Annotated in this window: 25 protein-coding genes; 15 read left to right on the forward strand and 10 right to left on the reverse strand. The window is 67.0% G+C overall.

Features of this window, described 5'->3' with window-relative positions; all coding sequences use genetic code 11:
- Positions 1-113 precede the first annotated feature (113 nt).
- From AC27VL_RS08540 to AC27VL_RS08560, 5 genes are all read left to right on the forward strand, one after another.
- Entirely contained in the window at positions 114-839 is a 726-nt protein-coding gene (locus tag AC27VL_RS08540) for a suppressor of fused domain protein (RefSeq protein ID WP_488766034.1), read from the forward strand.
- 64 nt (positions 840-903) lie between these two features.
- Positions 904-1,869, forward strand: a complete 966-nt coding sequence (locus AC27VL_RS08545) for an NAD-dependent epimerase/dehydratase family protein (RefSeq protein ID WP_488766035.1) — start codon at positions 904-906, stop codon at positions 1,867-1,869.
- A gap of 90 nt (positions 1,870-1,959) precedes the next feature.
- Complete coding sequence (locus AC27VL_RS08550) at positions 1,960-2,682, forward strand: glycosyltransferase family 2 protein (RefSeq protein WP_100554023.1); 723 nt, start codon at positions 1,960-1,962, stop codon at positions 2,680-2,682.
- Positions 2,682-3,029 carry a lipid-A-disaccharide synthase N-terminal domain-containing protein gene (locus tag AC27VL_RS08555; protein ID WP_032973852.1) on the forward strand — a complete coding sequence of 116 codons (348 nt, stop codon included), beginning with the start codon at positions 2,682-2,684 and terminating at the stop codon, positions 3,027-3,029. Before AC27VL_RS08550 ends, AC27VL_RS08555 begins: the two co-directional genes overlap by 1 nt.
- A 397-nt stretch (positions 3,030-3,426) precedes the next feature.
- Positions 3,427-5,199, forward strand: coding sequence for a DUF885 domain-containing protein (locus AC27VL_RS08560; RefSeq protein WP_488766036.1), 1,773 nt, complete (start codon positions 3,427-3,429; stop codon positions 5,197-5,199).
- A gap of 102 nt (positions 5,200-5,301) precedes the next feature.
- Here AC27VL_RS08560 and AC27VL_RS08565 read toward each other — a convergent pair whose 3' ends face one another.
- The 5 genes from AC27VL_RS08565 to AC27VL_RS08585 all read right to left on the reverse strand — a co-directional run bounded on the left by AC27VL_RS08565 (position 5,302) and on the right by AC27VL_RS08585 (position 12,059).
- Positions 5,302-8,511, reverse strand: coding sequence for an efflux RND transporter permease subunit (locus tag AC27VL_RS08565; RefSeq protein ID WP_488766037.1), 3,210 nt, complete (start codon positions 8,509-8,511; stop codon positions 5,302-5,304).
- A 9-nt stretch (positions 8,512-8,520) separates the two neighbouring features.
- Entirely contained in the window at positions 8,521-9,720 is a 1,200-nt protein-coding gene (locus AC27VL_RS08570) for an efflux RND transporter periplasmic adaptor subunit (protein WP_488766038.1), read from the reverse strand.
- The gene (locus AC27VL_RS08575; RefSeq protein ID WP_236509195.1) at positions 9,717-10,970 is read right to left on the reverse strand and encodes a TolC family protein; all 1,254 of its coding nucleotides are present in this window, start codon (positions 10,968-10,970) and stop codon (positions 9,717-9,719) included. Before AC27VL_RS08575 ends, AC27VL_RS08570 begins: the two co-directional genes overlap by 4 nt.
- A gap of 56 nt (positions 10,971-11,026) precedes the next feature.
- Positions 11,027-11,377, reverse strand: coding sequence for a hypothetical protein (locus tag AC27VL_RS08580; protein WP_488766039.1), 351 nt, complete (start codon positions 11,375-11,377; stop codon positions 11,027-11,029).
- A gap of 283 nt (positions 11,378-11,660) precedes the next feature.
- Positions 11,661-12,059, reverse strand: a complete 399-nt coding sequence (locus AC27VL_RS08585; RefSeq protein ID WP_488766040.1) for a RidA family protein — start codon at positions 12,057-12,059, stop codon at positions 11,661-11,663.
- A 110-nt stretch (positions 12,060-12,169) separates the two neighbouring features.
- On the opposite strand from AC27VL_RS08585, the gene AC27VL_RS08590 reads away from it, so the two are divergent.
- Positions 12,170-13,063 (forward strand): LysR family transcriptional regulator, encoded by an 894-nt coding sequence (locus AC27VL_RS08590; RefSeq protein ID WP_488766041.1) that lies wholly within the window; start codon positions 12,170-12,172, stop codon positions 13,061-13,063.
- On the opposite strand, the gene AC27VL_RS08595 is transcribed toward AC27VL_RS08590, so the two are convergent.
- Positions 13,032-14,264 (reverse strand): glycosyltransferase, encoded by a 1,233-nt coding sequence (locus tag AC27VL_RS08595; RefSeq protein WP_488766042.1) that lies wholly within the window; start codon positions 14,262-14,264, stop codon positions 13,032-13,034. The two genes, AC27VL_RS08590 and AC27VL_RS08595, sit on opposite strands and share 32 nt — an antisense overlap.
- Positions 14,265-14,469: 205 nt before the next feature.
- Between AC27VL_RS08595 and dnaQ the strand changes: the two genes are divergently transcribed.
- From dnaQ to uvrD, 6 genes are all read left to right on the forward strand, one after another.
- The gene (gene dnaQ, locus AC27VL_RS08600) at positions 14,470-14,979 is read left to right on the forward strand and encodes a DNA polymerase III subunit epsilon (protein ID WP_100554016.1); all 510 of its coding nucleotides are present in this window, start codon (positions 14,470-14,472) and stop codon (positions 14,977-14,979) included.
- A 395-nt stretch (positions 14,980-15,374) separates the two neighbouring features.
- Positions 15,375-15,611, forward strand: coding sequence for a 50S ribosomal protein L28 (gene rpmB, locus AC27VL_RS08605; RefSeq protein WP_005411638.1), 237 nt, complete (start codon positions 15,375-15,377; stop codon positions 15,609-15,611).
- A gap of 10 nt (positions 15,612-15,621) precedes the next feature.
- Complete coding sequence (gene rpmG, locus AC27VL_RS08610) at positions 15,622-15,789, forward strand: 50S ribosomal protein L33 (protein ID WP_170272460.1); 168 nt, start codon at positions 15,622-15,624, stop codon at positions 15,787-15,789.
- A 204-nt stretch (positions 15,790-15,993) separates the two neighbouring features.
- Positions 15,994-17,412, forward strand: a complete 1,419-nt coding sequence (cls, locus tag AC27VL_RS08615; RefSeq protein ID WP_089237853.1) for a cardiolipin synthase — start codon at positions 15,994-15,996, stop codon at positions 17,410-17,412.
- Between the two features lie 24 nt (positions 17,413-17,436).
- Positions 17,437-18,858: an FAD/NAD(P)-binding protein gene (locus AC27VL_RS08620; RefSeq protein ID WP_488766043.1), complete on the forward strand. Its 1,422-nt coding sequence runs from the start codon at positions 17,437-17,439 to the stop codon at positions 18,856-18,858.
- Positions 18,859-18,867: 9 nt separating this feature from the next.
- A complete protein-coding gene (gene uvrD / locus AC27VL_RS08625; RefSeq protein ID WP_108267661.1) occupies positions 18,868-21,060 on the forward strand; it encodes a DNA helicase II in 2,193 nt (730 codons plus the stop codon).
- A 106-nt stretch (positions 21,061-21,166) separates the two neighbouring features.
- Here uvrD and AC27VL_RS08630 read toward each other — a convergent pair whose 3' ends face one another.
- Positions 21,167-21,877 (reverse strand): hypothetical protein, encoded by a 711-nt coding sequence (locus tag AC27VL_RS08630; RefSeq protein ID WP_488766044.1) that lies wholly within the window; start codon positions 21,875-21,877, stop codon positions 21,167-21,169.
- Between the two features lie 135 nt (positions 21,878-22,012).
- Between AC27VL_RS08630 and AC27VL_RS08635 the strand changes: the two genes are divergently transcribed.
- Both AC27VL_RS08635 and AC27VL_RS08640 read left to right on the forward strand, forming a co-directional pair.
- A complete protein-coding gene (locus tag AC27VL_RS08635; protein ID WP_488766045.1) occupies positions 22,013-22,339 on the forward strand; it encodes a low molecular weight protein tyrosine phosphatase family protein in 327 nt (108 codons plus the stop codon).
- A 105-nt stretch (positions 22,340-22,444) separates the two neighbouring features.
- Positions 22,445-22,999, forward strand: coding sequence for a hypothetical protein (locus tag AC27VL_RS08640; RefSeq protein WP_488766046.1), 555 nt, complete (start codon positions 22,445-22,447; stop codon positions 22,997-22,999).
- 94 nt (positions 23,000-23,093) lie between these two features.
- Here AC27VL_RS08640 and AC27VL_RS08645 read toward each other — a convergent pair whose 3' ends face one another.
- The 3 genes from AC27VL_RS08645 to AC27VL_RS08655 form a co-directional block, all read right to left on the reverse strand.
- Positions 23,094-23,240 carry a hypothetical protein gene (locus AC27VL_RS08645; protein ID WP_165781013.1) on the reverse strand — a complete coding sequence of 49 codons (147 nt, stop codon included), beginning with the start codon at positions 23,238-23,240 and terminating at the stop codon, positions 23,094-23,096.
- Between the two features lie 76 nt (positions 23,241-23,316).
- Positions 23,317-23,658, reverse strand: a complete 342-nt coding sequence (locus AC27VL_RS08650) for a hypothetical protein (protein ID WP_488766047.1) — start codon at positions 23,656-23,658, stop codon at positions 23,317-23,319.
- A gap of 120 nt (positions 23,659-23,778) precedes the next feature.
- Positions 23,779-24,912, reverse strand: a complete 1,134-nt coding sequence (locus AC27VL_RS08655) for an RNA repair transcriptional activator RtcR family protein (RefSeq protein WP_488766048.1) — start codon at positions 24,910-24,912, stop codon at positions 23,779-23,781.
- Between the two features lie 187 nt (positions 24,913-25,099).
- On the opposite strand from AC27VL_RS08655, the gene AC27VL_RS08660 reads away from it, so the two are divergent.
- A complete protein-coding gene (locus AC27VL_RS08660) occupies positions 25,100-26,647 on the forward strand; it encodes a vWA domain-containing protein (RefSeq protein ID WP_488766049.1) in 1,548 nt (515 codons plus the stop codon).
- Positions 26,648-26,857 lie beyond the last annotated feature (210 nt).

The raw sequence follows: 26,857 nt of genomic DNA on the forward strand, positions 1-26,857 counted from the left end.
TTCCTGCCGTGCTCCGTCGATTGCAGGGAACGCACCGCCGCGCGTGCCGGAGGTCGTATCGTCCACCGCAGGGTGGGCCCGCTCCGCCCCGTGGCTCATCCAGGGAGCAGGACATGACCATTGAAATCGACGACGTCAGCCCGGGCGGCAGCCCGATTCTCGTGCACAGCCGCGAGAAGGACTTCACCCCGGCCCACGGCGAAGAACACATCGAGGCGATCAGCGCCTACATCGAGCGCCATCTGGGCCCGATCTCCGGCGTCTTCCACGAAATCATCTCCGATATCGTGCACATCGACGTGCATGTAGTGCCGGCCACCGACGCGTGTCCGTACCTGCGCCTGGTGACCTCGGGCATGAGCGATCTGCCGATGGCCGTGCCCGATGAGGTGGACGCCCCCCGGCACATGGAACTGATGGTGACCTTGCCGGCGGATTGGCCGATCACCCAGGATGCCTTCGAGGACGAACGCAACTATTGGCCGGTGCGCCTGTTGAAGACGCTGGCACGGCTGCCGCATGAGTACGACACCTGGCTGGGCTTCGGCCACACCATTCCCAACGGTCATCCGTCCGAGCCCTATGCGCCGGGCGTGGGATTCGATGGCGCCATCGTGCTGCCGCCGGTCACCACTCCGGACGACTTCGGCACGCTGGAGCTGGAAGACGGCAAGACCATCGAATTCATGGCGATCGTGCCGCTGTACCCGGAAGAGATGGATCTGAAGCTGAAGAAGGATTCGGAAACCCTGCTGGACCGCTTCGATGCGAAGAACATCCAGGATGTCATCCAGCCGGGGCGCACCAATGTGGCCAAGAAGCGTTTCGGCCTGTTCTAGGCCCTGCGCGTACCATCAGACTCTGTAACCGTTGAATTGACCGCTGAATTCCAGGCCCATCGCAATGACCATCCTGCTTACCGGCGCAGCCGGCTTCATCGGTGCCTACACCGCGCGTGCCCTGCTTGATGCGGGTCAGTCCGTGGTCGGCCTGGACAACTTCAACGATTACTACGACCCGCAGATCAAGCGCGACCGCGTGGCCGCACTGTGCCCGACGCTGGACCTGCGCACGCTGGACCTGACCGACCGCGACGGCCTGGCCGCGCTGTTCGACGAAATACAGCCGACGGCGGTGATCCACCTGGCCGCACAGGCCGGCGTGCGCTATTCGCTGGAAAACCCGCACGCCTACGTCGACAGCAATCTGGTCGGCTTCGTCAACATGCTCGAGCTGTGCCGCCACCGTGGCGTGCAGCATCTGGTGTATGCATCCAGCAGTTCGGTGTATGGCGATTCGGCTACGCCGCCGTTCTCCGAAGACCAGCGCGTGGACCAGCCGCGCTCGCTGTACGCAGCAACCAAGGCCGCCAATGAACTGATGGCCTACACCTACGCGCAGCTGTATGGCCTGCATGCTACCGGCCTGCGCTTCTTCACCGTGTACGGCCCGTGGGGCCGGCCGGACATGGCGCCGCTGCTGTTCTCGCGCGCGGTGCTGGCCGGTCGTTCGATCGATGTGTTCAACGAAGGCCGCATGCAGCGCGACTTCACACATGTCTCCGACATCGTTGCCGGTATTCTCGGCGCCCTCGCGCACCCGGCTGATGGTCCGGTGCCGCACCGGGTGTTCAACCTCGGCAACCACACGCCGGTCGAGCTGGAGCGCTTCATCGGCGTGATCGAGCAGGCCGCTGGTCGCCCCGCGCAGAAGGTCTACAAGCCGATGCAGCCGGGCGACATGGTACGCACGATGGCCGATACCCGGCGCGCACATGACGCATTTGGCTACGAACCGGTCATGCCGATCGAACAGGGCCTGCCGCCGGTGGTGCAGTGGTGCCGCGAGTATTTTGCTGATCGCGCGTGAGAACGCATCCTCACACTGCCGGATTCATCTTCGGATAACCTCGGCGTCGGAAAATGCGCGGTCTTTGTCCCTCCTTGGCCGAGTCCCCCCATGAGCCAACCCGAGCTGTCCGTCGTCGTCCCAGTATTCAACGAGCGCGACAACGTCGCGCCCCTGGTGGCCGAAATCACCGCTGCACTGCGCGGCCGGCTGCCGTTCGAGATCGTCTACATCGACGATCATTCGCGCGATGACACCCTGGCCGTGCTGCAGGGCCTGAAGGCCACCACGCCGGAACTGCGGGTGCTGCACCACGTTTCTCAGAGCGGGCAGAGCACCGCGGTACGTACCGGCGTCAAGCATGCGCGTGCACCGTGGATCGCCACCCTCGACGGTGATGGCCAGAACGATCCGGCCGACATCCCCAAGCTGCTGCAGGCCCGCGGTGCCGCCGATGCCCAGGTGAAGCTGTTCGCCGGCTGGCGCGTCAACCGCCAGGACAGCGGCAGCAAGCGCTGGGCCAGCAAGTGGGCGAACGCCATCCGCGCGCGCATGCTGCGCGATGACACCCCCGATACCGGCTGCGGCATCAAGCTGTTCGAGCGCAACGCCTTCCTCGATCTGCCGTACTTCGACCACATGCATCGCTACCTGCCGGCACTGATGCAGCGCGCCGGCTGGACGACCACCAGCGTGCCGGTCAATCATCGCCACCGCACTGCGGGTGTGTCCAAGTACAACAACCTCGGCCGCGCGCTGGTCGGCATCCGCGACCTGCGTGGCGTGGCCTGGCTGATCACCCGCAGCAAGCGCACCGCGGTGGAAGAGCGATGATGGGCCTGGCGCTGCACTGGCTGGACCAGCCGCTGACCTGGCTGTACTGGACCGGCCTGCATGTGACCGGCTGGAAGCTGATCGGCTACACCGGTGCGTTGATGTTTGGCGGCCGCTGGCTGGTCCAGTTCGTTGCTTCCAAGCGCGCCGGCAAGCCGGTGATCCCGCGCCTGTTCTGGTACATGAGCGTGGTCGGCAGCCTGATGACGCTGAGCTACTTCCTGTTCTCGGCCAAGCAGGACTCGGTGGGCGTGCTGCAGAACCTGTTCCCTGCGTTCACCGCGTTGTACAGCCTGCAGCTGGACATCAAGCACCGCGGCTGGAAGCGGGACAAGGCCAGCCACTGAGACGTTGGTAGATGCCGACCTTGGTCGGCACCGCTGTGCATCGGTAGCGCCGGGCCATGCCCGGCGGCTGTGGGATGACCGCCAACGTCGGCCGCGCTGCGCGCTCGCGGGGCATGGCCCCGCGCTACCGCGCGCCTTCGGCGCTGGGGTCCCGGTCCTGCCTGGGTAGTGCATCGGTAGCGCCGGGCCATGCCCGGCGGCTGTGGGATGGTGGCCAACGTCGGCCGCGCTGCGCGCTCGCGGGGCATGGCCCCGCGCTACCTCGCGCCTTCGGCGCTGGGGTCCCGGCCTGCGGCCGTTCCCGGTCCTGCCTGCGCTGCAGGCAGGACCTTCGTCCCATGCCATGTGTGGTGCGGGGTGCCATGATCGGGGTCTGCCTTCCCGGGAACCTGTGCTCGTGAAAACCCGTCTTGCCGTAGCCCTGCTGATCGCCCTGTCCGCCCCTGCCGTGGCCCTGGCCGCACCGCCCACTGCCACCGCGCCGGCCAGCGTGGCCACTGAATCGCCCGCCGACGCCGCCTTCCGCGCGCTGTACGAGAAGGAATGGAAGTGGCGCCAGGACGGCGGCGGCGAAGCCAGCGAGGACGAAGACGCCCCGGCCAACGCCACCCGCATGCCCGACGTCGGCGCGGCCGCGCAGCAGGCGCGCCTGAAGGTATGGGACGAGACCCTGGCCGCGCTGAAGAAAATCGACCCGAAGACCCTGTCGCCCGACAACCAGGTCAACTACGCGATCTACCGCGACCAGGTGTTCAACCTGGCCGAAGAAGTGCGCCTGCGCGGCTACGAGATGCCGTTCAACGCCGACTCCTCGTTCTGGTCGAACCTGTCCTTCATGGCCCGGCGCGAGATGAAGAGCGTGCAGGACTACCAGAACTACATCGCGCGCCTGAATGATGTGCCGCGCTACTTCGACCAGCAGACCGACAACATGCGCGCCGGCCTGAAGCGCGGCTTCAGCGTGCCGCGTGCGGTGCTCGATGGCCGCGAGGTGTCCATCGCCACCGTCGCCGAACTGAAGGATCCAACCGAATCGCCGTTGTACGCGCCGTTCAAGAAGCTGCCCAACACCGTCCCGGCTGCCGAGCAGGCCAAGCTGCAGGCACAGGCCCGCGCGGCGATCAGCGGCAAGGTGGTGCCGGCGTTCCAGCAGCTGCGCACGTTCTTCGTCAACGAATACGTTCCGCAGGCGCGTACCACCCTCGCCGCCGAAGCGATGCCCGACGGCAAGGCGTACTACAAGCAGCAGATCCACGAATACACCACGCTGGACCTGTCGCCGGACGAGATCCACCGCATCGGCCTGGATGAAGTGGCACGCATCCAGAAGGAAATGAACGACATCATCAAGCAGGTGAAGTTCAAGGGCAGCTTTGCCGAGTTCCTGACCTTCCTGCGTACCGACCCGCAGTTCTATGCCAAGACGCCGGAAGAACTGCTGTCGCGTGCCGCATGGATCTCCAAGCGGGCCGATGGCCAGCTCGGCAAGTACATGACATTGCCGCGTGCGCGCTTCACCATCGTGCCGGTGCCGCCGGACATCGCGCCGTTCTGGACCGCCGGCCGGGGTGGCATGGGCACCTATTGGCTCAACACCTACAACCTGCCGTCGCGCCCGCTGTACAACCTGCCGGCGTTGACCCTGCACGAATCCGATCCGGGCCATGCACTGCAGGGTGCCATCGCCGCCGAGCAGAAGAACCTGCCGGAGTTCCGCCGCAATGCCTACATCTCCGCCTATGGCGAAGGCTGGGCGCTGTACTGCGAGAAGCTGGGCGTGGAAATGGGCATCTACGAAACCCCGTACGAGGATTTCGGTCGCCTGACCTACGAGATGTGGCGCGCCACGCGCCTGGTGATCGACACCGGCGTGCACAGCAAGGGCTGGAGCCGCGAGCAGGCGCTGGCCTACCTGCGTGACCACACGGCGCTGAGCGAGCACGAAGTGACCACCGAAGTGGACCGCTACATTTCCTGGCCTGGCCAGGCGTTGAGCTACAAGCTCGGCGAGATCGCCATCGTGCGCCTGCGCGCGCAGGCGGAGAAGGAACTGGGTGACAAGTTCGACATCAAAGGCTTCCACGACACGCTGCTGAAGCAGGGCTCGGTGCCGTTGCCGGTACTGGAGCAACAGATCCAGGCGTATATCGCCGAGCGCAAGAAGGCCTGAGCCGCCGTGTGATCGGGTCAGAGCCCCGCCGGTGGCGGGGGTCCGACCCGGGCGCGGGGTCGGATCCCTTTCCCGCGGAAAGGGCTCCGACCCCCTCTCACCTCACCCCGCCGTCCGCACCTTCGCCACGCGCGCAGCAAAGGTCGGCAGCACCAGCAGGGTCAGCACCGTGGCGGTGATCAAGCCGCCGATCACGACCGTCGCCAGCGGCTTCTGCACTTCCGCACCGGAACCACTGGCGATCGCCATCGGAATGAAGCCGACGATGGCCACCAGTGCGGTGGTCAGCACCGCGCGGATACGGCTGGACGCACCATTGATCGCGGCCATCATCGGCATGTCACCGGCGTCCAGGCGCTCACGGATCGCCTGCATCAGCACCAGGCCATTGAGCGTGGCCACGCCGGACACCGCGATGAAGCCCACCGCTGCCGACACCGAGAACGGCATGCCGCGCAGCAGCAGGGCGAGGATGCCGCCGACCAGCGCCAGCGGTACGCAGCTGAACACCAGAATGGCTTCCTTGCCACTGCGCAGGGCCATGAACAGCAGGCTGCCGATCAGCAGGAACACCACCGGTACCACCGTGGCCAGGCGCTTTTCCGCACGCTGCAGGTTCTCGAACTGGCCACCCCAGGTCAGGTACGCACCCGGCGGCAGCGCCACCTCGGCCACGGCGGTCTGCGCCTCGCCAACGAAGCCGCCGAGATCGCGGCCACGCACGTTGGCCTGCACCACCACGCGGCGGCTGCCGTTGTTGCGGCTGATCTGGTTCGGCCCTTCGCTGACGCTGATGCGCGCGACCGAGGACAGCGGAATCACCACACCGGCTGGTGTGGCGATCGGCAGCGAGGCCAGCTGATCCGGGTCGTTGCGTGCGGTGTCGTCCAGCCGCACCACCACGTCAAAGCGACGGTCGCCCTCGAAGATCTTGCCGGCCGCCGTGCCGCCGATGCCGGTGGACAGCGCATCGCTGACGTCCGCGGCGGTCAATCCGTACTGCGCCGCTGCCACATGGTCGATCTTGACGTTGAGCGTGGGCAGGCCGGAAATCTGCTCCACGCGCACATCGGCCGCGCCTTCCACCGCACGCAGTTTCAGCGCTACCTGGTCGGCCACCTTCTGCAGCTGGCTGAAGTCATCGCCGAAGATCATCACCGCCAGATCGGTGCGCACGCCGGAAATCAGCTCGTTGAAGCGCAGTTCGATCGGCTGGCTGAATTCGAAGCTGTTGCCCAGCTGCTGGCCGGCCAGCTTTTCGAAGCGGGCCACCAGCGCTTCCTTGCCCAGCTTCGGATCGGGCCAGTCCGCACGTGGCTTGAGCACGATCACGCTGTCGGAAATGTTGGTCGGCATCGGGTCGATCGCCGCTTCGGCGGTACCGGTACGCGAGAACACCGTTTCCACTTCCGGTTGCTTGGCAATGGCCTTTTCCAGCGCCAGCTGCATCGCCAGCGATTGCTCCAGTGAAGTGGACGGCACGCGCAGTGCCTGCATCGCCACGTTGCCTTCATCCAGGGTAGGCATGAACTCGCGACCGAGCAGGCCGAACGAACCAATACCCACCAGCAGCATCAGGCCCGCACCCGCCACCACCGACCGCGGCCGCGCGACGGCCTGGCGGATGATCGGCTCGATGCGCCCACGCAGCACGCGGATCAGCTTCGTTTCGTGCTCGCCATCATCGCTGTGTGCCTCGCCTTCCTTCAGCTTCGGCTCGCGCACCATCAGTGCGGCCATCGCCGGCACGAAGGTGAAGGAGAAGATGAAGGCACCCACCAGGGCCAGCATGAAGGTCGCCGCCATCGGGTGGAACGTCTTGCCCTCCACGCCTTCCAGGGTGAGGATCGGTGCGAACACCAGCAGGATGATCAGCTGGCCGAACGCTGCCGGTCGTGCCATCTTGCGCGCCGAATCGGCCGCGACGCGCAGGCGTTCCATCGCGGTCAATGCACGGCCCAGTTCGGCACGACGCTGGCCCAGCATCAGCAGCGTCGACTCGATCACGATCACCGCGCCATCCACCAGGATGCCGAAGTCCAGCGCACCCAGGCTCATCAGGTTGCCGCTGATGCCGAAGCGGTTCATGCCGATCACCGCGAACAGGAACGACAGCGGGATCACCAGTGCGGTGATCGTCGCTGCGCGCAGGTTGCCGAGCAGCAGGAACAGCACCACCACCACCAGCAGCGCGCCCTCGGTGAGGTTCTTGGCCACGGTCTTGATGGTGGAATTGACCAGCACGCTGCGGTCCAGCACCGGCGCCGCCACGATGTCCGCCGGCAGCGACTTGTTCACCTGTTCCAGGCGCGCGGCGGCGGCTTGGGCCACAGTGCGGCTGTTGCCGCCGGCGATCATCAGCGCGGTACCGAGCACGGCTTCATGGCCGTTGCGGCTGGCCGCACCCAGGCGCGGTGCGCGGCTCAGTTCGACCTCGGCCACATCGGACACCCGTACCACCACGCCATTGCGGGTGGCCACCGGCGCCTGTGCCAGATCGTCGGTGGTCAGTGCCAAGCCATCGGCACGCACCACCAGGCCTTCGCCGGCACGCTGCACGAAGCCGGCACCGGCCTGCACGTTGGAGCGCTGCAGGGCCGTCACCAGATCGGCCAGGCCCAGGCCATGCGCGGCCAACCGCGCGCTGTCCGGATGCACGCCGTATTCCTTCACGTAGCCACCGACGGTGTCCACGCCGGCCAGCCCGGGGCTGGAGCGCATCTGCGGCGCGATGATCCAGTCCTGCACGGTGCGCAGGTAGGTGGCGCGTTCTTCCGGCGTGCGCAGCAGATTGCCTTCCGGCGTGCGGTAGACCTCGCCGGCCTGCCAGCCTGCTTCGCCCGGCTTGGCCAGCTTCGCAGGGTCGAACGCGGTGAAGTCCACCGTCCACATCAACACCTCGCCGAGGCCGGTGGTGACCGGCGACAGCATCGGCGAGGCACCCTCGGGCAGCGCCTCGGCGGCCTCGCGCATGCGTTCGGCCACCTGCTGGCGGGCGAAGTAGATGTCGGTGGCGTCGGTGAAGATCGCGGTGACCTGCGAGAAGCCATTGCGCGACAGCGAACGGGTGGTGGTCAGGCCGGGGATGCCGGCCAGCGCGGTTTCCAGCGGATAGGTCACCTGCCGCTCGATCTGCTCGGGCGTCAGTGCCGGTGCCACGGTGTTGATCTGCACCTGGCGGTTGGTGATGTCCGGTACCGCATCGATCGGCAGCTTGCCGAGCTGGAACAGGCCCACGGCGGCAACGAGTGCAGCCAGGGCCACGACCAGCCAGCGGTGGCGTACCGCGGTTTCAATGATGAGCTTGAACATGGAAGGTCCTCAGTGCCCGTGCTCGGCTTCGCCCTTGGCCAGTTCGGCCTTGAGCAGGAAAGCGTTGGCGCCGACGATGCGTTCGCTGCCGCTCAGGCCACCGAGGATCTCGATGCGGTCGCCGGCGCGTCGGCCAGCCAGCACCGGCTGCACCTTGAAGCCGCCCTCGACGGCGACGAACACCGCGCTGCTGCCATCCACGTTCTGCACGGCGTCGGCCGGTACGCTCAGCGCGCCGTCCTTGCCGTCGGTGACCACCACCGCCGACACCGGCGAACCGGCCGGCGGCAATGCCGCATTGACCGGCGTGGCACGGATCACCGCCACGCCACCCTGCTGGCGCACATCGGCGGCAGAACCGGTGACGGTGGCACTGAAGCTGCCGCCCGGCACGGTGACTTCCAGCGTCATGCCCGGGCTGACCTGTGCGGCCAGCGCTGGCGGTGCGGTGAACACCAGCTCGTTCATCGACGGATCGGCGACGTCGGCCACCGGGCTGCCGGCTGCCACCACGCCACCGGGCGTGACCTGTACGTTGCCGACGATGCCGGCCACCGGGCTGGTGATGCGCACGCGGCCGCTGCTGTCGGGTGAACCGTTGGCGGCGGCCTGTGCCTGTGCGGCCGCGGCCTGCGCCTGTGCCGCCAGCGAGCGCGCGCGTGAGGTTTCCAGTTCCTGGCGGGCGACCACGCCCTGTTCGACCAGCGCCTTGTCACGGCCATGGGCCAGGCGCGCCGCCTCGGCTTCCGCAGCGGCGGCAACCGCATTGGCGCGGAACACCGCCGCCTCGCCGCTGACCACGATCGCCAGGGCCTGGTTCTGCTTCACCGCCGTACCCGGTGCAACCAGCACGCGCTCCACGCGCCCGGTCACGGTGGAGGCGACCGATGCACGCGCACCGATCGATGGCTCCACCCGGCCGGACAGCCGCGTCGAACCGCCGCCGCCGCGGCCGACGGCGACGACGTCGATGCCGGAGGCCTTGATCTGCTCGGGCGTCAGCTGCACCACGCCTTCATCGGCGTCGGGCACCTTGCTTGTTTCGGCCTTGGCTTCGGTGCTGTCAGCGGCATGACCATGGCCGTCGTCGGCCGCTGCCTTGCTGGCGGCATCCGACGCCTCCGGGGTCTGTGCGTTGCCGGAGCAGCCGGCCAGGAATACGGTCAGCAGCAGGCCACCAACCAGGGGGAAAGAGCGGGACAGGTTCATCGGGCCTCCACAAAAGGTGCGCGCCCTTCGAGGCGGGCGAGATCGATTTCCGCGCCAACGCGCGACAGACGCGCGTCCACAGCGGTGCCGCGGGCGGCGATGAGAGCACTGCGGGTGCTGCGCAGTTCCAGCTGGGAGATGCGTCCGGCATCGAAACCGACGCGGGCCAGGCGATAGGCCTCCTCGGCGGCGACCACGCTTTCGTCGGCCGCGCGGGTGCGGCTGCCGGCGGCCTTCAGGCCCGCCACCGCCGACAACCGTTCCGCTTCGCTGTCACGGCGCTGCTGGTCCAGCCGCGCCTCGGCCGCGCGCTGTTCGGCACTGGCGGCGCGGATGCCACCACGATTGCGGTCGAACAACGGGATCGAGAGGCTGACGCCGAGCGTGTAGGCCTGCTCGCGGTCCTCGCGGAAACGCGTCTGCGCGGCCGTGACGCTGAGGTCGGGCAGGGCACGCTTGCGCTCCACATCGACCAGGCGACCGGCCGCATCAACTTCGGCTTCGGCTACACGCACGGCCAGTGCGACATCGATGGCGCCACGCGGCGCCGGCGGTGCGCGGTCGAGCAGGCTGTTGTCGATGGTCTGCACCGGTGCATCCAGCAGGGCCGCACCGGCCAGGCGCGCCAGTGCGGCATCGCGGAAGGCCTGCGCCTCATCCAGCGCGGCGCTGGCATTGGCCACTTCGCTTTGTGCCTGCACCGCGCGCAGCTGCGGCTCGCGGCCATGCTTGACCATGGCGGTGACCGCCGCCGCATCGTCGCGGGTGAGGGTCAGCGCTTCGTCGGCCAGGGTGTAACGACGCAGGGCGCTTTCCGCCTGTGCGTAGATCGCCGCCAGCTGGCTGGCGACATCGCTGCGGCTCTGCGAACCGCGCAGGGCAGCGGCCTGTGCCTCGGCGCGGGCGGCGCGGACGCGCGCGCCACGCTGGCCCCAGACCTCCAAAGGCTGGGACAGGGTAAGCACGGTGTCGGCCCTGCCCATGCCGCCGTAGGAGCCGGTGCCCCAGGCGTTTTCGGCGGACCAGGAAAGGGAGGGGTTGGGCAGCGCCCGGGCCTGGTCGGCGCGGGCGTCGGCCGCCTCGGCCAATGCCGCGCCGACGCGGGTGCCGGGGAGCTGGTCGAGACGTTCAAGCAGGGTGTCGTACGAAGGTGCGGCTTGTGCGGCGACCTGTGCGGCGGGGATCAGGCCCAGCAGCACGGCGACGACCAGCCCGGTCGCGCGCGGCGACCGACGTGTCAGGATCGACATAGGGGGATTCCGGTTGTGAGTGAAACGGGAGCCCGCGATTGCGGGACGCGCTCAACTCACGCCCGGGGAGGACGTGCCAGCTCGTCCTGGGCGACCGCATAGGTCGCCGCGTCGCCTGCATTCATCCAGCGCGCCGGTTGCGGCGTGCCAAAGGCGGCGAAGGTGCTCGCCGGCAGGCTCAGGTTGGAATGGTGGCAGTGGTTATGACTGCAGGCAGCGGTGTGCTTGCCGTCGTTGTCACTGCCACTGTCACCGTCGGGCTCTTCGGCGGCCGACTCCACATGCACCACCGTGCTGTCGTGCGGTTCCACCGCACACGCCAGAACATCGGCCACCGGCACGACCACGAACGCCGCCATCAGCAGCATCAGCAGGTACGAACGAAGGTGGCGGGCGATCCGGCGCATGGAGGGGAGGCTAGCAAGCGGTTTTCGGTGGATACAATATCAATGGCCACCTCGGGAATTCGTCGGAACCTCCCGTTCAGCTGCGCCGCGCACGGGACTGCTGCTCTGGTAGGTGCCGACCTTGGTCGGCACGCCTTTCGGTCCGTGGGGTGGGACACCGGAGGCGCTTCTGTAGAGCCGAGCCCATGCTCGGCTGCTGTCGCGCGACCAGCCGCCCCGGTAGGTGTCGACCTTGGTCGACACGCTTTTTGACCCCCAACACGTTGCCGGCCAGCGGCCGGCACTACCGGTCGGCGGGCAGCTTCGCGATCACCTTGATCTCGAACTGGAAGCCATACAGCCAGGTCACGCCGATACCGGTCAGGGTCGGGTGCGGCGCTTCGCCCCAGTACTCCGGCACGATCGCCCAGGCCTTCTCGAAGTTGGTTTCCGGGTCGACCAGGAACACGGTCACGTCGATCACGTCGTCGAACGTGCAGCCGGCCGCGGCCAGCACTGCGTTGAGATTCTCGAAGGCGCGGCGCACCTGGGTCTCGAAGTCCGGCTCGGGCGAGCCGTCCTCGCGGCTGCCGACCTGGCCGGAGACGAACAGGAAGCCATTGGATCGAATGGCCGGTGAGTAACGATTGCGCTCGTACAGCGCCTGCCGGCCGGCGGGAAATACGACATCACGGTGGGACATAAGACGGACTCCAGACGGGAGGAGACCATCCTCCCCGCTGCCGCTGTCTGGATAAACCGTGATGATGCGTCTAGATTGATTGGAAATTCCAAACAATCAGGGTCGCTGACATGGACCGCTTCGAGGCGATGCGGGCCTTCGCCCGCGTGGTGGAGACCGGCAGCTTCACCCGCGCCGCGCATACGCTGCAGCTCAGCCGCACCACGGTCACCCAGCTGGTACAGCAGCTGGAAGCGCATCTGCGGTTGCGGCTGCTCAACCGCACCACGCGCCGGGTCAGTGTCACCGCCGATGGCGCGGCGTATTACCCGCGCATCGTGCGTCTGCTGGCCGAGCTGGAAGAGGTGGAGGGCGGCCTGGGCGATGCCGCCGCACAACCGCGCGGTCGCCTGCGCATCGATGTGCCCGGACCGTACGCGCGGCTGCGGCTGGTACCGGCGCTGCCCGGTTTCCAGGCGCGCTATCCGGAGATCCAGCTGGAGGTGGGGGTCAGCGACCGCGAGGTTGATGTCATCGCCGACAACGTCGACTGCGTGATCCGCGGCGGAACTCCGGCCGACCCGTCCTTGGTGGCGCGGCCGTTGGCGAGCCTGCCGATCGGCTTTCATGCCAGCCCAGGTTATGTGCAGCAGTTCGGTGTGCCGGACCACCCGCGCGCGCTGCAAGGGCCGGACCACCACACGGTCGGTTTCCTCAGCCCGCGCAGTGGCCGTGCCCGCGTGTTCACCGCGCAGCGCGGTGCCGAGCGCATCGAGGTGCAGGGGCGCTATTCCATCGGCTTCGATGATGGCAATGCCTATCTGGCTGCGGCGCTGGCTGGCCTGGGCGTGGTCGCGCTGCCCAGCTACATGGCCGAACCGCATGTGGCGCGCGGCGAGCTGCTGCCGGTGCTGCAGGACTGGCGCCTGCCGCCGATGCCGATGCACGTGATGTTCCCGCCGAACCGGCACATGAGCCAGCGGCTGCGGGTGTTCATTGAGTGGGTGGTGGAGACGTTGGGCTGAGCCACCGCTCGATCGCCGCTACGCCGCATGCCACTCCGTCCTCGTTCGCCATTGCAGCGCCCAGCGCGGCTGCACGCGCGCGCGTATCCGCCTGCTCGGCGAACGCCAGTGCATCGGCCAACGCCTGCGGCTGCAACCGTTTCGGTGACAGCGGCGCAGGCGCTACACCCAGCCGCTGCAGGCGATCGGCCCAGAAGAACTGGTCGGCGGCAAACGGCATCACCATCGACGGTATGCCGGCACGACAGGCCGAATGCGTGGTGCCGCTGCCACCATGATGGATCGCCAGCGCGCAGCGCGGCAGCAAGGCTTCATGCGGGGTGGGCCCGATCACAAATACCGTGTCGGGCAACGCCATGTCGGGCACGCCGACCCAACCGGGGAACAGCAGCACGCGGCGCGGCGCCAGCGCTGCCAACAGCGCCGGCAGCACGCGTTCGCGGTCGAAGCCGGTCATGCTGCCGAAGCCCAGGTAGACCGGCGGTGGCCCTGCATCGAGGAAGGCCTGTAGTTCGGCTGACGGCTGCCACGGCGCTGCGGGTGCCGACCACTGGCCGCATACGAGGTGGTCGGCCGGCCAGTCCGAAGGCGGCGGCAACAGCTGTGGCGAGACGCCGTACAGCATCGGCAGGCCGGTCCAGAGCGAGCGTCGTGGCGGCTGCCCGGCGTGCTGGCGGGCAGCGTTTATCGGGCCGCGGAACTGCCGCCAGATCAGGCCGTTGACCAGCCCGTAGCTGGCCCGGTTCAACCATCCCGGTGAGCGCCCGGGTGGCAGGAAGGGCGAGCGGAATGCGCGCGTCGGCGTCAGCGGAATCATGCCGGCGCCGATCACCGGAAGACCACGACGTTCGCCGACGCTCATGCCGACGAACGCCGCCAGGCCGCCGGTCAGGATCGCATCGCAGCCCTCGGCCGCAGCATCGGCCTGGCGCATCCAGCCGGCAACGTGCTGCAGCGCCATCCGTGCCAGCCCGGTGCTGGCGGCGGCCACGCCGTTGCCGCGTGAGACCAGCGCTACCACTTCATCGTGGATGTCGCCTTCAAGCGCGGCGTGCGGGACGCCCATTGTTTTCGCGCTGCCCAGAGTGCCGCCGTCGGCCAGCAGCATGACGTCGTGGCCGGCCGCGATCAGCCCGTGGCAGAGCATGACCAGCGGGCGCGTATCGCCTTCGGTGCCGTAGGTGAGGGCCAGCAGTCGCATTGGAAGCTCCGCAGTGAGGCGCCAGTATGCCGGGATCACACCGCGTGCCCCTGCGCTGCCGCTGGCGCACGACATGGGACAATCCAGCATCATCTGCCCCCGTTGCACGGGGCGCGCGTAACAGGATCCAGCATCGAATGACTGCACTGCCCTCACTACCATCCTTTGTCTCCCGCATGCCCGTTGCTGCATACGGGTGTGGGGCATGAGCCGCGTCGTTGCGCTGGATACCGAAACCACCGGCATCTCGCATCGTCTGGGCCACCGGGTGATTGAAATCGGGGCGGTGGAACTGATCGATGGGCAGCTCAGCGGCCGCCAGTTCCACACCTATCTGCAGCCGCAGCGCAAAGTGGACTGGGGCGCGCAGCGCGTGCACGGCATCAGCGATGCGATGCTGGTGGGCAAGCCGCTGTTCGCGAGCAAGGCCGCCGAGCTGCTGGAGTTCCTGCGTGGCAGCGAGATGGTCGCGCACAACGCTACCTTCGACGTCGGCTTCCTCGACAACGAGCTGCGCCTGGCCGGCATTGCCGATGGGCTGGCCCAGCACTGCCGCGTGACCTGCAGCCTGAAGCTGGCGCGGGGGCGCTGGCCCGGCCAGGGCAACAAGCTGGACGATGTGCTGCAGCGCCTGCGCATTCCCGGTAATCGTGGCCTGCACGGCGCGCTGAAGGACGCCCATCTGCTGGCCCAGGTCATTCCACACCTGCGCTGAGCTGGCGCTGTCGCTGTTGTAGAGCCGAGCCGACGCTCGGCTGCTTCCCCCCGTATGACCCAGCCGAGCGTGGGCTATGCCGGTCGTCCTGACCGTCACCCTACGGGCCGTCGCAAGCGACGTTGGCAGCGGCTCCTGCCGCTACCTTCGGCTCTACAAGGGCCCCCGTCGCCGTGTTCAGCCTTGCCCTGTGGGTAACTTGCGCAAGTGCTTGAACCCGTGCATAATGCGCGGCTCGCTGTGTCCGGTTTTCTATCGGGCGGCGCCCCCGGGAGCACGTCCCCGGCCGCCCAACGCCAGCGTAACCCTTTGATTCTCTTGACGTGTGGTGGGCAACCATCGAGGCCGCCGTCTCCCGGGCTACGGGCTGACACAACTTACTATCGAGGTGCGCCATGTCCCGCGTATGCCAGGTTTCCGGCAAGCGAGTGCAGACGGGTAACAACGTCTCGCACGCCAACAACAAGACCCGTCGTCGTTTCCTGCCGAATCTGCACGAGCGCCGCTTCTGGGTTGCCAGCGAGAACCGCTGGGTGAAGCTTCGTGTTTCCGCGCATGCACTGCGCACCATCGACAAGAACGGTATCGATTCCGTTCTGGCTGAGCTGCGTGCGCGCGGCGAAAAGGTCTGAGGAGTAGACGATCATGGCAGGCAAGCGCGATAAGGTCCGTATGATTTCGACCGCTGGTACCGGTCACTTCTACACGACCGACAAGAACAAGAAGAACACCCCGGGGAAGATGGAATTCTCCAAGTACGATCCGGTCGTGCGCAAGCACGTCCCGTACAAGGAAGGCAAGATCAAGTAATCCGCAAGGATTGCTGATTGCCTCCGAAGAAACCCGCCCTCGTGGCGGGTTTTTTTGTGGCCCCCGCCCCCGGTAGGTGTCGACCTTGGTCGACACGTTCCGACCCCGGTGGGTGCCGACCGTTGGTCGGCACGCTTGGCGCGGCTCGACTCTACCCACCCCGCTGGGCAGAATGGCCCATCACCCTCCCGACGGGCGCGCCTGATGCTGTTCGAGTGGTTGCTGGGTTCGTATCTGCTGCTGATCGACTGGCTGATCCGGCTGGTGGCGCTGTGCTGGATCCCCACCCGCACTACGCCGGGCGCGGCGCGCAGCTGGCTGCTGCTGGTCGGCTTCGTGCCGCTGCTGGGCCTGCCGCTGTACCTGCTGTTCGGGCATCCGTGGTTGTCGCGCGAACGCATCCGCCGGCAGGCCGAGGCCTCGCAGGTGATCCGCGAGGAACAGGCGCTGCAGCGCCGCCTGCGCTGGACGCCGCAGCCCGATTCGGCCAGCGCCGAAGTGGTGCCGCTGGTGCAGCGTCAGGGCGATTTCATGCCGGTGCACGGCAACGCGGTCGATCTGCTGACCGACTACGACGAATCACTGCACAACCTGATCGCCGACATCGACCAGGCCCAGGACCGGGTGCACCTGCTGTACTACCTGATGTTCGATGACACCGTGGGCGAGGCCATCGTCGAAGCCCTGCAGCGTGCCGCAGCGCGTGGCGTGCAGTGCCGCGTGCTGCTGGATGCGGTGGGCGCCAAGCGCGGCCTGCGTGCGTACAGCAAGCGGCTGCGGTCACGTGACGTCGAAGTGCGCGCGATGCTGCCCGGCGGCCTGCGCTGGCGCCGCAGCGGGCGCATGGACCTGCGCAACCATCGCAAGATCGCGGTGATCGACAACGAGGTCGGTTATGTCGGTTCGCAGAACCTGGCGCGGCCTGAGTTCGTGGCCGGCCACCCCAACCGCGAGCTGGTGGCGCGCGTGCGCGGGCCGGCGGTAGCGCACCTTGAAGCGGTGTTCGCCAGCGACTGGTACATCGAAACCGGACAGCGCCTGGACGTCATCGCCGACGTACCGGTGTGCAGCGAGGACATCGCCACCCAGCTGCTGCCCAGCGGCCCGGCCTATCCCTACAGCAACGCGCGCGATGCGGTGGCCGCGCTGATCCATCTTGCCCGGCGGCGGCTGGTGATGGTGACGCCGTACTTCGTGCCCGACGAAGCAACGCTGAGTGCACTGCGCATCGCCGCACTGTCCGGCGTGCAGGTGCAGCTGATCCTGTCGGCCAGCAACAACCAGCGGCTGACCTCGTGGGCGCAGGAGGCCTACTACGACGAGCTGCTGCGCTGCGGGGTGCAGATCGCGCTGTACGAGCCGCAGTTCCTGCATGCCAAGCACATGAGCGTGGACGAGGACATCGCCGTGCTGGGGTCGATCAACATGGATATCCGCTCGTTCGCGCTGAATGCCGAAATCGGCCTGATCTGCTACGACCGTCAACTGGTCACGCAGCTGATCGCCATCGAGGACGACTATCTGCGCCAGTCGCGCCTGCTGGACCTGGAGCAGTGGCGCAAGCGCCCAGCGTGGCTGCGCAGCCGCGAGGGCATCGCGCGCCTGGCCGATGCGCTGATGTAGGCCGGCACCAGCCGGGCAGGGGCGATGGCCTACAATCGGCGCATGACTGATTCACCGCGTAATGGCGAACTGGACCTGGCGATCATCGGTGGTGGTGCGGCCGGGGTGCTGGTGGCGATCCAGGTGTTGCGCCAGGCCCGGGCGCCGCTGGCGCTGGCCATCTTCGAGCCGGCCTCGCAGCTGGCACAGGGCATCGCCTATGCCACGCCGTGGCCGGAGCATCTGCTGAACGTGCCGGCGGCGAAGATGAGCGCCTTCCCCGACCAGCCCGGCGACTTCCTCGATTACCTGCAGACGGCCAACGCCTATCCGGGCGAGGCGCGCGAGGTGCTGGGCGAACGTTACGTGTGCCGCCATTACTTCGCCGCCTATCTGCAGCAGCGCCTGCGCGAGGCCGAAGCGGCCAGCGCAGCCCGATTGCAGGTCATCGCCCAACCGGTGCTGGCGCTGCATGCCGATGACCACGGTTACCAATTGCAGCTGGGCGATGGCCAAACGCTGCATGCAGCGCAGGCGGTGATCGCTACTGGCAACAGCATGCGGCCGCTGCCAGTGGACGGCGCCGACGCGCTGCCCGCCGATGACGTGGTCGAAGCCTGGGATTACGACGGCGTGCGCACGCTGGCCGGTGGCCATGCACTGGCCATCGTCGGCTCCGGGCTGAGCATGGCGGACACCGTGTTGGCGCTCGTGGCCGCCGGTCACAGCGGGCCGCTGCACGTCATCTCGCGCCATGGCCTGCTGCCGTTGCCGCATGCACACGGTGGCCTGCCGGCGTTCGACCCGCAGGAGCTGCTGACGATGACCCTGCGCCAGCGCCTGCGTGCACTGCGCCAGCACGCACGGCAGGCACAGGCCGATGGCATCCCATGGCAGGGCGTGATGGATCGCATCCGCCCGCATGGGCAAGCGCTCTGGTGCAGCCTGGACGTCGCCGACCAGCGCCGCTTCCTGCGCCACGTGGTGCGCTACTGGGATGTGCACCGCCACCGCATCGCTGAACCGGTGGCCGAGCAGTTGCAGGGGTTGCAGGCCAGCGGCCAGCTGCGGGTTCACCGCGCCCGCCTGCAACGCGTGTGGCGCGACGGGGACGCCCTGTGGCTGTCGGGTCGCGAGGCGGGCGGCGGCAACGTGCAGTGGACGATCGGCGCGGTGGTCAATGCCACGGGTGTGGAAACCCGCGCCTCGGCGCTGCGCAACCCCTTGCTGCAGCAGCTGCAGGCCGATGGACTGGCCCGTCCCGGTCCGCATGGGCTGGGCCTGGACAGCAGCGTGCCGGGCGACCGGCTGTGCGCAGCGGGCGGCCAGTCGCAGGCGCGCCTGGGCGTACTCGGCAGCCTGCGCATCGGCAACCTGTGGGAAAGCCTGGCGGTGCCTGAACTGCGTCAGCAGGCACAGGCACTGGCCGCACAGGTGGTCGCAGGAGCTGCGACGTCGATGCCGTAAAATGGAGGCATGGATGTCTCCCACTTGCTTGATGGCCTGAACCCGGCCCAGCGCGAAGCCGTCTCCGCTCCCCTCGGTCACCACCTGGTGCTGGCCGGTGCCGGGTCGGGCAAGACGCGCGTACTCACCCACCGCATTGCCTGGCTGCATGAAGTCGAAGGCGTGCCGACGCATGGCATTTTTGCGGTGACCTTCACCAACAAGGCCGCCGGCGAGATGCGCCATCGCATCGACGCACAGCTGCCGCATGGCAGCCGCGGCATGTGGATCGGCACCTTCCACGGCCTGGCCAACCGCCTGCTGCGCCTGCACTGGCAGGACGCCAAGCTGCCGGAAAGCTTCCAGGTGATGGATTCGGACGATCAGCTGCGGCTGGTCAAGCGCGTGGTGCAGGCGCTGGAGCTGGATGACGGCAAGTACCCGCCCAAGCAGATTGCCTGGTGGATCAACGCGCAGAAGGATGAAGGCCGCCGCCCGCAGCACATCCAGCCCGAGCCGAACGACGCGTGGCTGGAAACCATGCGCCAGGCCTATGCCGAGTACCAGGCGCGCTGCGACCGCGCCGGTCTGGTCGATTTCGCCGAGCTGCTGCTGCGCGCGCACGAACTGCTGCGCGACAACCCGCCGTTGCTGTCGCATTACCGTGCGCGTTTCCGCGAGATCCTGGTGGACGAATTCCAGGATACCAACGCCATCCAGTACGCCTTCGTGCGTGTACTGGCCGGGCATGAGGGCCACGTGTTCGTGGTCGGCGACGATGACCAGGCCATCTATGGCTGGCGCGGCGCCAAGGTCGAGAACGTGCAGGGCTTCCTGCGCGATTTCCCGGGCGCGCAGACCATCCGCCTGGAACAGAACTACCGCTCCACCGCCAACATCCTCAACGCCGCCAACGCGGTGATCGCGCACAACCCGGACCGCATCGGCAAGCAGCTGTGGACCGACAGCGGCGACGGCGATCCGATCGACCTGTACGCGGCGTACAACGAGATGGACGAGGCGCGCTACATCGTCGAGCGCGCGCGGCAGTGGGTGCGCGATGGTGGCAGCTACACCGAAGTGGCCGTGCTCTACCGCAGCAACGCGCAGTCGCGCGCGCTGGAAGAAGCGCTGCTGAGCGAACAGGTGCCGTACCGCGTGTATGGCGGCATGCGCTTCTTCGAGCGCGCCGAAGTGAAGGATGCATTGGCGTACCTGCGCCTGCTGTCCAACCGCAACGACGACGCTGCATTCGAGCGCGCGGTGAACACGCCCACGCGTGGCATCGGTGACCGCACGCTGGACGAAGTGCGCCGCGAAGCACGCACCCAGGGCATCTCGCTGTGGGAAGCGACCATGCTGGTGACCCAGGGCAGCGCACTGGCGGCGCGTGCGCGCAACGCGCTGGCCGGCTTCCTGGTGCTGGTCAATGAACTGCAGGCGCAGACCCTGCAGATGACCCTGGCCGAGCGCGTGGACCATGTCCTGGTGCGTTCGCAGCTGCGCGAGCACTGGAGCAAGGAAAGCCGCAACGCGCTGGATTCGGAATCGCGCACCGACAACCTCGACGAGCTGGTGTCGGTGGCCTCGCGCTTCGTGCGCCGTGCCGACGACATCGAGGAAGTGGGTGAGGACATGGACGAGCTGGTCGCGTTCCTGGCCTATGCCGCGCTGGAAGCCGGTGAAGGCCAAGCGCAGGCGGGCGAGGAGGGCGTGCAGCTGATGACGCTGCACTCGGCCAAGGGGCTGGAATTCCCGCTGGTGTTCCTGGCCGGCGTGGAAGAGGGCCTGTTCCCCAGCGCGCGGTCGCTGGAGGAAAGCGGGCGGCTGGAGGAAGAACGTCGACTGGCCTACGTTGGCATCACCCGTGCGCGACAGAAGCTGGTGCTGAGCTACGCCGAATCGCGGCGCATCCACGGCCAGGACAACTACAGCCTGCCGTCGCGCTTCCTGCGCGAGATCCCGCGCGAGCTGCTGCATGAAGTGCGGCCGAAGGTGCAGGTCTCGCGACCGGCCTCGATGGGCGCAAGCCGGGTGATGGGTCACGCCGCCATCGAAGCGCCGCCGATCAAGCTGGGTGCGCTGGTCAACCATCCCAAGTTCGGCGAAGGCATGGTGACCGACTACGAAGGCAACGGCGCCCATGCACGCGTGCAGATCGAGTTCGCCGACGCCGGCAGCAAGTGGCTGGTGATGGCGTATGCCAACCTGACGGTGATCTGATCGCTGTCAGGGGGCCGGGACATCTGTAGAGCCGAGCCATGCTCGGCTGCGGTTGGCCGGGAAATTCAGCCGAGCATGGGCTCGGCTCTACAAAAACGGCTGGGCGTCACTTGGTGGTGAACGTCTCCACTGCTGCCACCAGCCGCACGCGCTCCATCATTTCCTCATCCTGCCGGTTGCGGATCAACACATAGCTGCCTTTTTCCGGCGACAACACCTCGATCACCTCGTCGCGATAATTGGTGATCTCGATGAAGCCGTCGCCTACGCCGCTCAGATTGTCGATTTCAGCCAGGAGTACCCGCAACGGCACGAGGGCGCCGGACTCGTCTGTGCCGCCGCCGGTGCGGGGGTTGTCGAAGTACACGCTGACCTTGGGTTGCACGGTTCTGTCCCACTCGTGGATCGGAACGACATGCGTCGTGGCCAGCCGGAACTCCTCTGCTGATTCCTCGCCGCTGAACTCGCACTGGAAGATCGGCACGCACAGGAACAGGTTCGCACGACCCTCAATCTGGTTGAGGAACCCGTGATACGTGCTGGGCACCGCCATTGCGTGGGTGAACCCATAAGCATTGGAAGAAATAGTGAAGATCGTTGGCCTGTCGTGAGACAGATGGCGCGGTGCTTCCAGTACAACGCTGGAGGCGAGTTCCGGATCGTTGATGTTCTTTGAGACAACCATCAGATCCTGGCCATCGGTGATCCTCAAACAGCAATGAAGATCGAATGTCGCCACGGTGTACTTGGCGAAGTAGCAGCCGTGGACCTCGGTTACCTCCCCGAACTCCTGCAACAGGTCATCTCTGGTAATCATGGGCGTGTCCAAGATGCGATAGCCCCATGATCGCTGATGAAGCCTGCGGCGGCCATGCAACGTCTCTGAAGGTACTGCGCAGGGTCAGAGCCCTTTTCCGTTGGAAAAGGGATCCGACCCCGATACGCTGCGGTCATGACCCGCAAGATTCTTTTCCTCTGCAGCCAGAACCGCCTGCGCAGCCCGACGGCCGAGCAGGTGTTCGCTGATTGGCCGGGCATCGAGACCGCCTCGGCCGGGCTGCTCGCCGACGCCGAAGAGATCCTCAGCCCCGAGCTGCTGCAGTGGGCCGACCTGGTGTTCGTGATGGAGCGAGCCCACCGCAACCGCCTCTCCAGCCGCTACAAGCCTTGGCTGAAGGGCAAGCGGGTGATCTGCCTGGATATCCCGGATGATTACGAGTACATGGACCCGGTGCTGGTGGAGCTGCTGAAACGGAAAGTGCCGCCGTTCCTGCGCTGAGCATTCGTTGTAGAGCCGAGCCCATGCTCGGCTGCTTCTCCGGCGAAAGGCAGCCGAGCACGGCGCGGCTCTACAATAGCGGCCACATCTCCCAGGAACGCCCTCATGACCGAGCCCACGCTGCATGTGACCGTGAAATTGAACGCCAGGCTGCAGCCCGAGCATCGCCATGAGCTGTTCGAGGATCCGCTGGATGCGCTGCTGCAGGCAGCCGAACTGGGCGGGATCACCGGTGGCGGTACCGCCATGTCCGACGAAGGCGAAGTCGAATACGGTGATATCGAAGTGGCGCTGGTTGATGCCGCGGGCGTGCCGAAGCTGGTCGACCTGCTGGAGCAGCTGGGTGCACCGAAGGGTTCGCAGATACAGGGCGCAGGCGAGGCCGATCGCAGCTTCGGCGTGACCGAGGGCCTGGGCATCTACCTGGATGGCCTGACCCTGCCGGATGAGGTGTACGAGCAGTGCGATTCGAACCATGTGTTCGAACAGCTGTCCGAGCGCATCGATGGCCTGGGCGAGATCTGCAGCTGGTGGCAGGGCCCGAGCGAGACCGCGTTGTACATGTATGGCCAGTCGTTCGAGGCGATGCGTGATGCGATCGCTGAATTCGTCAGCAGCTACCCGCTGTGCCAGAACGCACGCGTGGTGCAGATCGCCTGAGCGTAGGCCTCTACCGGTAGGTGCCAACCTTGGTTGGCACGATGTCGTCGGTCGCGGAGAGCAGCCGAGCATGGCTCGGCTCTACAGAAGAGCGTTACCGACTTGCGGCCCCGCGGGCGTTGTCGCGCAGCGCCATGTCCTTGCCGACTTGGTAGGCACCGAACAGCACCGCCAATGCGATGATCGCGGCGATCAGGATGGACTTCTGGGAGCTCCAGACGGGTGGTCTGTTGTTTTGCATGCCTGTCATCCTTGGAGGCGGCGCGGTGCCGCGCGCCCAGCATGCGCCGTGGGTGGCAGTCGGAGCAAGCTCGGCGCTAGGACATGGCCGGACCCTGCACCTGCTCCCAGTCCAGCCCGAACTTGGCCAGATACTTGCGCAGGCGGTCGGCGTCGTTGGTGCTGGCGCGCTGCGTGCGCGAGACCGCAAACAGCTCGCGACCCGCAGCGGACAGCGACTTCGAGCGCGCGCAGACCCGCAACACCTCTTCCAGCTGCACGCGATCGAAACGGTCCAGCGTGTCCACGGCATCGCCCAATAGTGCATCCAGCGGTGACGGCGCATCGCCGCCGCGCCACTGCGCCTGCAGGCGCGCGATCTCGTCTTCCACGCCCTCGATCTGGATGCGTCCGGCACTCGCCAACGTGGCCAGGCGCATGATCGACGCGCCCAGGTCGCGGAAGTTGCCGCGCCACGCCGCTTCCGGGCTGGTGGCAAACGCGAGATAGCGCGTGCGTGCCTCGACGTTGAAGCGGACCCGCGCGTGCTGGTCCTGCGATCAGCGTTCCAGCTCGAACTCGATGTTCGGTTCGATGTCCTCCATGCGCTGGGCCAGGCCCGGCAGGCGGTAGGTCCACAGGTTGAGGCGTGCCAGCAGGTCTTCGCGGAAGCGGCCTTCCAGCACCGACTGCTGCAGGTCGCGGTTGGTGCCGGCGATCAGCTGGAAGTCGCTCTCCACTTCGCGGTCGCTGCCTACCGGCAGGAACCGCTTCTCTTCCAGCGCCCGCAGCAGCATCGCCTGTTCGTCCTGGCCGAGTTCGCCGATCTCATCCAGGAACAGCAGGCCCTGGTGGGCTGAGCGCAGCAGGCCGGCACGGTCGCTGGAAGCGCCGGTATAGGCGCCCTTGGTATGGCCGAACAAGGTGCTCATCGCACCGTCGCCGCGCAGCGTCGCGCAGTTCACCTCGACGAAGCGACCCGGCAACTGGTGCTTGAGCTTCTTCAGGTCGAACACACGCTTGGCCAGCTGGCTCTTGCCTGCACCGGTCGGCCCCATCAGCAGCATCGGCGCGCGCGAGCGGGTAGCCACCGTTTCGATCTGCTCGATCATGCGGTTGAAGGCCGCGTTGCGGGTGGCGATGCCGCCCTTCAGCAGGTCGCGGTCCTGCAGCTGCTGCTGGGCGAAACGCTGGGCGATATGGTCGTAGCGCGATAGATCGAGGTCGATGACCGCGTACGTGCCGGCGGCGCCATCCTGTTTGCGTGGCGGCGAGGTCTGCAGCAGGCGCCCGGGGAAGTGCCGGCTCTCGGTCAGCAGGAACCAGCAGATCTGCGCGACGTGCGTACCGGTGGTGATATGGACGTAGTAGTCCTCCTCCTCCGGCTGGAACGGATAGCTGGCGAGGAAGTCGTGGAGGGTTGCGTAGACCCCTTCGAATTCCCACGGATCTGCCAGGTAGGTGTCGTGTCGCTGCACGCTGATGTCCGGCGCAGCCTGCACCAGATCCTCGCAGACCACGCGCGCCAGCTTGCTGTAGCGGCGCTCATCCAGCAGCAGCTCGATGCGGTCGGGCAGGAAATCCTCATGCATGCCCAGTGACACCGTCGGGCGCCACTTCTGCCAGCGCCCCGGGCCTTCGCCCGCGTCGAGCTGGGTGCCGAGCATGCCGAAGACCACCTGCCGACGCGTCATATCCATTCCTATAAAATTGGCGCGAGAAATATATATCTTTTCGCCACGTCTCGCTGGTCAAGATAGCTCGATTCAAAAGAAATCCCATGAAAATCAATCGCATGGATACTTGCGAGAAAAGTTGGCACGGCCATTGCTCTATGTCCAGCAAGACACGACGCGGGCTGTTCCCGCCGAGGACATCAGCATGGCCAACCTTTCGCTCTTCTCCTGGATGCGCACGCCGCAGCCGCCGCAGGCAGACACCGTCAATGAAGCTGGTGGCCTGGCCTACCGCCGCGACCCGCGTGCAGCGCTGGCGCTGTATGCGGCCACCGGGTGCCTGAACAACACCTTCTACAGCGACGCCGAGGCGCAGCTGCAGCAGGTGCTGGCGCTGACCGCGCAGGTCGAGCCGCGCTTCATCGCCCGCACTGCCCTGTACGCCCGCCAGGTCGCACACATGAAGGACATGCCGGCGCTGCTGCTGGCGGTGCTCAGCCTGCGTGATCCGGAGGCATTCGCCCTGGCGTTCCCGCAGGTGATCGACAACGGCCGCCAGCTGCGCACCTTCGTGCAGATCATGCGCAGTGGCCAGGTGGGGCGCCGTTCGCTGGGCTCGCTGCCCAAGCGCAGGGTGCGCGAGTGGATTCAGCAGGCGTCGGCGGAAACGCTGGTGCGTGCGGCAATCGGCCAGCAGCCGTCGCTGGCCGATGTGATCCGCATGGTGCACTCGAAGCCCGCCAACGCCGAGCGCAAGGCGTTGTACGCGTGGATCATCGGTCGTCCGTACGACGAGGCGCAGCTGCCGGCGGTCGTGCAGGCCTACGAAGCGTTCAAGCGTGACCCGTGCGGACTGCCGCCGGACCTGCCGTTCCAGTACTACAGCACGCTGCCGCTGGATGCGGCGCAGTGGTCGGCGCTGGCCCGCAATGCATCGTGGCAATCGATGCGGATGAACCTCAACACGTTCGCCCGCAACGGCGTGTTCGATGATCCGGCGATGGTGCAGGTGATCGCAGATCGCCTGCGTGATCCGCAGCAGGTGCGTCGTGCCCGTGTACTGCCGTACCAGCTGCTGATGGCCTTCCACGCGGGTGCTGGCTTGCCGTCGCCGATCCTGGAAGCGCTGCAGGATTCGATGGAGATCGCGACGGCGTCGGCACCGGCATTGCCGGGGCGGGTGGTGGTGGCGGTGGACGTATCCGGTTCCATGCAGTCGCCGGTAACCGGCTACCGCAAGGGCGCCAGTACCGCGGCACGCTGTGTGGACGTGGCGGCGCTGGTTGCAGCCTGCGTGCTGCGCGGACAGCCGCAGGCCAAGGTATTGCCGTTCGATACCGAAGTGCGCCACGTGCGGTTGAACCCGCGCGACAGCGTGATGACGTTGGCCCGCCAGCTGGCGATCAACGGTGGCGGTACGTCGGTCAGCGCGCCGCTGCAGTACCTCAACCTGAAGCGCGAGCCGGTGGACCTGGTGGTGATGGTGTCGGACAACGAGAGTTGGCGTGACACCCGCCAGGGTGGGCAGACGGCCACGATGCTGCAGTGGGATGCACTGAAGCGTCGCTGCCCGCAGGCGCGGCTGGTGTGCATCGACCTGCAGCCGGTGGCCAGCAGCCAGACCGTGCAGCGCGGTGACGTGCTGCACATCGGAGGCTTCAGCGATGCGGTGTTCGACCTGATCGCGCAGTACGCCGCTGCGGCCGAGGACGGCAGCAGCTGGGTCCAGCGCATCCAGGACATGGCGTTGTAAGGCGGCAAGGATGTCGCCACGGACCGCCCGGCTGGCAATGGGGCCAGCCGGGCAGGGCCAGGAATTCGTTTTTGCGGTGAATGCTGGTGGAACTACATTGGTTGTCCCTTCGGGGTCGGGTTCGAGTCCCGCGTTTCCTGCCTGTCGTGAGGAAGCAGACGTTCCACTTCCCTTGTCACCGCACCTTTTCAAACGGCACCGGCAACGGTG

Source organism: Stenotrophomonas sp. 14P6.2.3 (assembly GCF_057799055.1).

Bases quoted from the DNA above. Each gene is read 5' to 3' on its own strand.
- AC27VL_RS08540 (WP_488766034.1), top strand. From the start codon at position 114: ATGACCATTGAAATCGACGACGTCAGCCCGGGCGGCAGCCCGATTCTC.
- AC27VL_RS08545 (WP_488766035.1), top strand. From the start codon at position 904: ATGACCATCCTGCTTACCGGCGCAGCCGGCTTCATCGGTGCCTACACC.
- AC27VL_RS08550 (WP_100554023.1), top strand. From the start codon at position 1,960: ATGAGCCAACCCGAGCTGTCCGTCGTCGTCCCAGTATTCAACGAGCGC.
- AC27VL_RS08555 (WP_032973852.1), top strand. From the start codon at position 2,682: ATGGGCCTGGCGCTGCACTGGCTGGACCAGCCGCTGACCTGGCTGTAC.
- AC27VL_RS08565 (WP_488766037.1), bottom strand. From the start codon at position 8,511: ATGTTCAAGCTCATCATTGAAACCGCGGTACGCCACCGCTGGCTGGTC.
- AC27VL_RS08570 (WP_488766038.1), bottom strand. From the start codon at position 9,720: ATGAACCTGTCCCGCTCTTTCCCCCTGGTTGGTGGCCTGCTGCTGACC.
- AC27VL_RS08575 (WP_236509195.1), bottom strand. From the start codon at position 10,970: ATGTCGATCCTGACACGTCGGTCGCCGCGCGCGACCGGGCTGGTCGTC.
- AC27VL_RS08580 (WP_488766039.1), bottom strand. From the start codon at position 11,377: ATGCGCCGGATCGCCCGCCACCTTCGTTCGTACCTGCTGATGCTGCTG.
- AC27VL_RS08585 (WP_488766040.1), bottom strand. From the start codon at position 12,059: ATGTCCCACCGTGATGTCGTATTTCCCGCCGGCCGGCAGGCGCTGTAC.
- AC27VL_RS08590 (WP_488766041.1), top strand. From the start codon at position 12,170: ATGGACCGCTTCGAGGCGATGCGGGCCTTCGCCCGCGTGGTGGAGACC.
- AC27VL_RS08595 (WP_488766042.1), bottom strand. From the start codon at position 14,264: ATGCGACTGCTGGCCCTCACCTACGGCACCGAAGGCGATACGCGCCCG.
- dnaQ (WP_100554016.1), top strand. From the start codon at position 14,470: ATGAGCCGCGTCGTTGCGCTGGATACCGAAACCACCGGCATCTCGCAT.
- rpmB (WP_005411638.1), top strand. From the start codon at position 15,375: ATGTCCCGCGTATGCCAGGTTTCCGGCAAGCGAGTGCAGACGGGTAAC.
- cls (WP_089237853.1), top strand. From the start codon at position 15,994: ATGCTGTTCGAGTGGTTGCTGGGTTCGTATCTGCTGCTGATCGACTGG.
- AC27VL_RS08620 (WP_488766043.1), top strand. From the start codon at position 17,437: ATGGCCTACAATCGGCGCATGACTGATTCACCGCGTAATGGCGAACTG.
- uvrD (WP_108267661.1), top strand. From the start codon at position 18,868: ATGGATGTCTCCCACTTGCTTGATGGCCTGAACCCGGCCCAGCGCGAA.
- AC27VL_RS08630 (WP_488766044.1), bottom strand. From the start codon at position 21,877: ATGATTACCAGAGATGACCTGTTGCAGGAGTTCGGGGAGGTAACCGAG.
- AC27VL_RS08635 (WP_488766045.1), top strand. From the start codon at position 22,013: ATGACCCGCAAGATTCTTTTCCTCTGCAGCCAGAACCGCCTGCGCAGC.
- AC27VL_RS08640 (WP_488766046.1), top strand. From the start codon at position 22,445: ATGACCGAGCCCACGCTGCATGTGACCGTGAAATTGAACGCCAGGCTG.
- AC27VL_RS08645 (WP_165781013.1), bottom strand. From the start codon at position 23,240: ATGCAAAACAACAGACCACCCGTCTGGAGCTCCCAGAAGTCCATCCTG.
- AC27VL_RS08650 (WP_488766047.1), bottom strand. From the start codon at position 23,658: ATGCGCCTGGCCACGTTGGCGAGTGCCGGACGCATCCAGATCGAGGGC.
- AC27VL_RS08655 (WP_488766048.1), bottom strand. From the start codon at position 24,912: ATGACGCGTCGGCAGGTGGTCTTCGGCATGCTCGGCACCCAGCTCGAC.
- AC27VL_RS08660 (WP_488766049.1), top strand. From the start codon at position 25,100: ATGGCCAACCTTTCGCTCTTCTCCTGGATGCGCACGCCGCAGCCGCCG.